The following is a 6,000-nucleotide window of genomic DNA, read 5'->3' on the forward strand; positions in this document are numbered from 1 at the left end:
GGGGCAGTGGTCAATGAATAAGTCTTGCACCTCAAACTTCACATTGTGTGAAACATATGCGCGTACAAACGGCTGACCACGATCCTCTCCGAACGACCTCGCAGCGCCAAGCTCAACTTTCCGAACTCACTGCGTTGAACGGACTCGATTGCAGCGCAGCGCACCACTACTGATCGGTGAACTTGCCAAAAAGCACCTGGGTCGAGTTGAGGCAGCAACTGTTTTAGAGGCGTTCGAATCAGGTGTTCTTCTGTTTTTGTTAGCACGCGCACATACTTATCGGCGGTTTCGAAATATAAGACTTCGTCGATTGGCACCATGAAGACTGTATTGGCAGCGGCATTGCTGACCGGAAGGAAGCGCAACAGTGGACGCGTGCGATGCACTGTCTCGCCAACGATTCCACCAGCAGCGTCCAGGAGCTGTCGCCACTTTGCAAGCGTGTGCTCCAGCGTATCGGCATAAGCGCCCCAGGAGTGAATCGATGATGCAGCCGGCAGTGCGCTCAGCGTCAGCGCTTGTCGCAGCCGTGCCACGGTACGGCGCAAGCGCTCGGGCTGGACGGGCTTCAATACGTAGTCGATGACCTGAGCCTCAAACGCCTGTACGGCGTACTCCTCATAAGCCGTCACGAATACCAGCTGCGGCAAGGGCGCTTTGTCAAGTGGCCAGCACTCAGCCAACTGGGCGGCGGCCTCCAAGCCGTCGAGCCCAGGCATGCGCATGTCTAAAAACATTACTTGAGGCAGCAATCGCAGTGCCGCACGCACAGCAGAGTGGCCGTCGCTCACCGTAGCCACGATTTGAAGTTCGGGCCACGCTGTCGCCAAATCGGCTTGTAAAGCTAGGGCGAGCAACGGCTCATCTTCGGCAATTAGCGCAGTAGTTGACAAGTCGTTCTTTTCGGGTCGCGAAGCTCAGCCTGAGAGCGGGAGACTTAACGTGGCACAAACACCGCCATCGACTCCAACTCCTGGTGCCAGATAAAGCCGGCTGAGATCCCCATAAACTGTAGACAGCCGCTCGCGCACCTGCGCAAGGCCGAAGCCGCTGCCTTCAACCATGGGCACTGCTTCAAGCCCGACGCCTGTGTCGTTAACGGTGATGATGAGCCGTGCCGCTGCGCGGTATGCACGCACGTAAACGTGTCCGCCTTCAACCTTGGGCTCCAGCCCGTGGCGGATGCTGTTTTCGACAAGAGGCTGAAGCAGCAACGGCGGTATGAGCACATTACGCAAGTCGTCCGGCAGGGTCAGCTCGTAAGTCAATCGATCTCCCATGCGAACGGTCATCAGTTCCAGGTAGTCCTCCAGGCGAGCAAACTCTGCCCATAGCGGATGCGCCTGCGCACGCGAACCGCCAAGTGTCATGCGCAGGTAATTATTGAGGTGATCGAGCATGGCCACGGCACGCAGCGGGTCGAGGGTGATAAGCACGCGCAGGTTCGCCAGGGTGTTGAACAGCATATGAGGCTCGATCTGCGTCTCCAGCAACTTCAGACGGGCCTCGGAGGCAGCACCTCGCGCTTGATCGATCTGATCGAGAAGGTATCTGCTTTTTCCCAGGCTATAGAAGAAGAAACAGATGCCAACAGTGGCCGTCAGCGTGACGATGAAGGCGCTGAGAAGCTTGCGTTCGGAGAACCTTTGGAAGTCCATTGCTGGTTGGTGGGTCCAGGCGTCGCCGATCACGTTGCCGCCTAGGAAGCCGACAACGACGCCCGCGATCACCAGCACGTAGGCCCATCGACCTTCCGGCCAGCGGACATTCGTGTTTTTCCTGCTGAACAAAAGACGTCCACCGTCGATGAAGAACCAGCTGATCAGCCCGATCGAGAGCGAGTACACCATCCGAGATTCCCAACTTGCCTGTTGCGCGATGGCCAGCGCGGTTGCGATGAAGCAGCAGAATGCTGCGGTGATAAGACCATGGCTCAACAGAATCCGAATCTTCTGCACGCGGGACTTGGCGAGCGCGCTCATAGTCATATGTCGTCTTGTCAAGAAGTCCTCCATGCGCCATGAACGAAGGTGCCGTGCAATCCTAACGGTAGGGCGTAGGGCAGCGTAGCCTGGGCCACCGGACCATCTACAAGTGCATCGGCAGCAAAACACGACAGAACCGTTTGCTTGTTTACACAGTCGAGCGTTGTCCCCAGTATCCATCCTGGCCCCCGGTCATCTGGAACGAATACATGTTCCTCGACCAGCACCTGTGACCCATGCGTGTAACGCTGCGAGGCGCCGGACTCGACATCAGTGCGCGCAACGGCACCCCAGAACGGAAGGCCGCCAAGGAGCTGCGCTGCATGAACCACATGCCGATGTCGTCCACCCGTCGTGCGCGGGTCGATGCGCGGAAATTCGGCCTCTATCGGCCACTCGTTCTGCGTTGCTCGCCCGGTGCCGAGGTTCAAGTGCGCCACAGTCATCAGCGAACCAGTGCCATGCACCATCCGGCCGCGCATGACCTCGCGGGTGCTATGCAGCAAGCTCGACGCGTCTGGTAATCGCATGTAGTCGACATGAATCGTTGTACAGGCGAACGTCTCTTCCTCCCATGCGTTGCCAATGTGGAAAAAGAAACCGGTTGGCAGCTCGAACACCTGCTGACGTTTCCAGTCCCTTTTGTCGATCACCAGTGCACGCATGCCAAGCTCCGGACGCCAGACGTGCGAGTCCAGAAAACTAGCGCCAGCGGTTTTGCGCCGCACGTCGTAGACCAGCGGCGGCAGGAGAAACACAAGGTGTTTGGCGGTGATCGCAAAGTCATGAATCATCGGCAGGTCGTCGACGCGAAACGCTTCGGCCCGCCGAAGTGCGCCATTGGATGCAATTTCATAAAGGACAAGCAAGCCGCTGCTTGACCCAACACCGAAGTTCCAGACCGTTCCATCCACGTCGGTTCGCGGATGAGCCGAGAACGGAACGCCTGCGAGGTCGGCGCGCCAAGTCTTTAACCCGCGTGTCTCCAGCGTTATCGGGTCGAGCCGGATCGCAGAGCCACCTTCCCACAATGCAAGCAGCTCGCCTCCGATGGGCAAAACATTGATGTTCGCAACATTCATGCTGTCTGGCGAACTTACTGGGTCGACATCGGCAAGCATGGTGCCAAAGCCCTCCGTCAGTCGCCGTTGAAGAGCTTGCTCAGCCAATCGCTTCGTTGTCGCGATAAATCGCCCCTGGTGGTGTACTTGCCCGCTCTCGATCACAAAGCGATGCACCATGCCGTCGCCATCGAACCAATGCCGGTAACGCTCGCCACCAAGTTCGTGTCCTGCTGGGCCGTTTCGATAAAAGGTGCCAGCGACTGCGTCGGGGAAGCGCCCGGCCACTACAGCTGCGGTAAGTGGCAAATCGCTGAGGGTAGTAGCAAAGGCTGGCTTCCAAAGCGCGGTGGACGCCTGAAACTGTGCCTGCCATGAATCTGGTTCGCTACCGTGCGCTGATAACGGGAAAAGCGCCGGCAAACTGCCGGCCACAGCAAGTCGGCGAAGTAGTTCACGACGATTCATCGTCTTCATGCTCGCTCAACGTAGCCGAAAAACAATGCTGTTGTCTGCTTCGAGCATGAAGGAAGCTTGTTCAAACGATGGCGGCCCCATTCGACCCTTGGCATCGTTGGAAAAGCCGTAGCGCTCGGTCGGCAAGCCGACCAGATTGGTATCAAGCTTCCCGTTGCCGTTCTCGTCCGCAAACGACTTGACTGCGTAGCGACCTGGCGGCAAGCCAACAAAGATCAGCTTTGCCACCCCCCCCTTGTACCGGAAGCATCTGTGCTGCCAACGCTTTGTCGCTTGCCATTCCCTCAGCTGTATCGAACAACGCGACGTGAAGAACGGACGGCACCTCAGTGCCTGCGGTAACCGTCACCTGTAAGTCCGCCGAATGGCTGAGCAGCGGAACCATAAGCGCCATGACGCTGACGATCGCATGTCGAAAAAAAATCATGTGAGAGCTCCAAGGGTCAACAGGGAGCTCTGAAGGTAGGGCAGTGGCAATGCGGTCGCCAGCACGTTCCGACGAAACGCTTCCTGCTGTCGCAGAATGCTTAAAAGGCGCTGTAGGCTGCAGGTCTACTGTCGCGTACGACAGGTTGGAGCAGCTCGATAAAACTTTTGGTCAGCACGTCAGCGTAGGCACCAGCTGGTCGCTTCTGCATGGAAATCAACATCGCAGGAGTTTTCAAAAAGCTACATGATGTCGACTTGGTCGTAGAAGTTGTACCCGATGCAGGGCGGGTTAAATGCTCTCAGTCGCGGCCAGGGTTTGCTGGGCCGGCCTTCGGCAGAGTAATTGTGAAAGTCACGCGATTGCTAGCGGAATGACCAATGACCTCGCCGCCGTGAGCATTGACGATTTGTCGCACGATGAAAAGTCCCAGCCCAAGGTTGGACCTCTCAGAGGCCGAACGATCCAGCGCCCCGCGTCGCAGCGGCTCGAACAATTGCTCAATCTCGCCTTCCGGAATGTTCTGGTTCGCAGCGTTATCCACTGCCAGCCGAACAACGCCAGGAGCTTCCTCAATCCGTATCGTTACCATTTCGCCATGCGTTCCATGCTTGACAGCGTTGGAGATCAAGTTGCCAAGGGCCTCTCTCACGCGAGAGGCATCGAACTCGCCGCTCGTGTCACCGACCGTCTTCAGGTCAAATTTCGCATCTGGGAGCGCGGCGCGTTGCAGTTCGATCTCTTCAACGCAGGCCGTCCGAAGATCAGTGGGTGACCGCTTGATCAACATGCCGCCGTTTAAATTTGCACAGTTGTAATCGAGCAGCGAGTCCATGAGCGACGCAATCCGGCGAGTGCTTCGCTTCAAAATTGAAGTGGCGCGCGCAAGCTCTCCGGATGCCTGTGCTGCAATAAGTTCGGCAGTGAGCGCGATAGCGTTAAGCGGTGTGCGAAGGTCATGACCTAACACGCCCAGGAAAATCTGCTGCCAATGGTCCACCTCCTCGGCATAGACGCGTACCGACTCTGCCAACGCCTGGTCCACCGCCTCATTGAATCTGCCGACGTCACGCAGCGAATCAGAGGTCGCAGGTGCTGCGTCGGCCCAGAGCCGCACAACGCAGGCGCGTAGAGCACGGTACTCGGCAACCACTTGGTCAATGTCCAAACCACTGCGTGCGCGCATCAGACCATGAGTCTCAGCCGCTGTCGCCTTCGCGTTTTCAGCGGCGGATGCTTTCCCATGCGACTTGTCTATCGACTCCGTCCTACTCTGGGCACTCCGGAGGTCCGCAGAGATTGCATGCAGCACAAGCGGTAAATGATCTCTTAGAACGCTTTCTTCTTCATCTTTGAGAATTCGAATCGTTCGAGCATAGGCAACCGATTCTTCAAGAATCTTATCACTGGCGCTATCGAGGAAGTCGGCGATCTGCATGAGTGGTCTTTCGACTGGGGCAACACGCGATTGTCGGCACTACCCGAGCAGGACCTGCATTACTTGAGGTAACACATTGACTTTGACACATGACCTCCTGGTCCTGGATGACGATCACGACAGTGCAGACCTTCTTGCCAGCGTCCTGAAGCTTCACTTCCCGGACGCGAAATTTCGCGTTGTCTACTCAGGCGAATCGGCGGTCCAAGCTGCTGAAAGTCACATGCCGAGCACTGCGATTTTCGACTTAGCGATGGTTGGCATCGGAGGCGAGAAGGCAGCTCGATTGATACGGGCGATGCTTGGCGGGGAGAGTTGCACGTTCGTCGCACTCTCAGAAAGCGTGGGAAGTTTAGGGAATCTGACCGGCGGCTTGCCCTTCGACCACGCTTTCAGCAAGCCTGCAGATATTCAGGCAGTCGTCAGTTTGTTAAAAAGGTTACCCGATGCACAGCCTGCGAAGTAAAAAGCGGCCTGCAACGTCAGACGTCAAGCTGGGCTTCCCCCGATTTCCCGGACACATCGAATGACATGATGTGTTTAGGAGGCAGACATGCCAAGGACGAGAAGAGCGTTTACGGACGAGTTCAAGCGGGAAGCGGTGAAGCTGGT

The 6,000-nt window shown here is 57.1% G+C and carries 6 protein-coding genes; 1 reads left to right on the forward strand and 5 read right to left on the reverse strand.

Annotated elements, in window-relative coordinates; translation table 11 throughout:
• Window positions 1–38 precede the first annotated feature (38 nt).
• From ACSFA3_RS21890 to ACSFA3_RS21910, 5 genes are all read right to left on the reverse strand, one after another.
• Window positions 39–893, reverse strand: a complete 855-nt coding sequence (locus ACSFA3_RS21890; protein WP_435507608.1) for a LytR/AlgR family response regulator transcription factor — start codon at window positions 891–893, stop codon at window positions 39–41.
• 24 nt (window positions 894–917) lie between these two features.
• Window positions 918–1,982, reverse strand: coding sequence for a sensor histidine kinase (locus ACSFA3_RS21895; protein ID WP_435507609.1), 1,065 nt, complete (start codon window positions 1,980–1,982; stop codon window positions 918–920).
• 17 nt (window positions 1,983–1,999) lie between these two features.
• On the reverse strand, window positions 2,000–3,514 hold the full coding sequence (locus tag ACSFA3_RS21900) for a carotenoid oxygenase family protein (RefSeq protein WP_435507620.1): 1,515 nt from the start codon (window positions 3,512–3,514) through the stop codon (window positions 2,000–2,002).
• Window positions 3,515–3,529: 15 nt separating this feature from the next.
• A complete protein-coding gene (locus ACSFA3_RS21905; RefSeq protein ID WP_435507610.1) occupies window positions 3,530–3,751 on the reverse strand; it encodes a DUF2141 domain-containing protein in 222 nt (73 codons plus the stop codon).
• 500 nt (window positions 3,752–4,251) lie between these two features.
• Window positions 4,252–5,388, reverse strand: coding sequence for a sensor histidine kinase (locus tag ACSFA3_RS21910; protein WP_435507611.1), 1,137 nt, complete (start codon window positions 5,386–5,388; stop codon window positions 4,252–4,254).
• Window positions 5,389–5,470: 82 nt separating this feature from the next.
• Between ACSFA3_RS21910 and ACSFA3_RS21915 the strand changes: the two genes are divergently transcribed.
• A complete protein-coding gene (locus ACSFA3_RS21915) occupies window positions 5,471–5,854 on the forward strand; it encodes a response regulator (RefSeq protein ID WP_435507612.1) in 384 nt (127 codons plus the stop codon).
• Window positions 5,855–6,000: the final 146 nt, after the last annotated feature.

This window comes from Variovorax glucosi (assembly GCF_051216695.1).
Taxonomy (GTDB): domain Bacteria; phylum Pseudomonadota; class Gammaproteobacteria; order Burkholderiales; family Burkholderiaceae_C; genus Variovorax.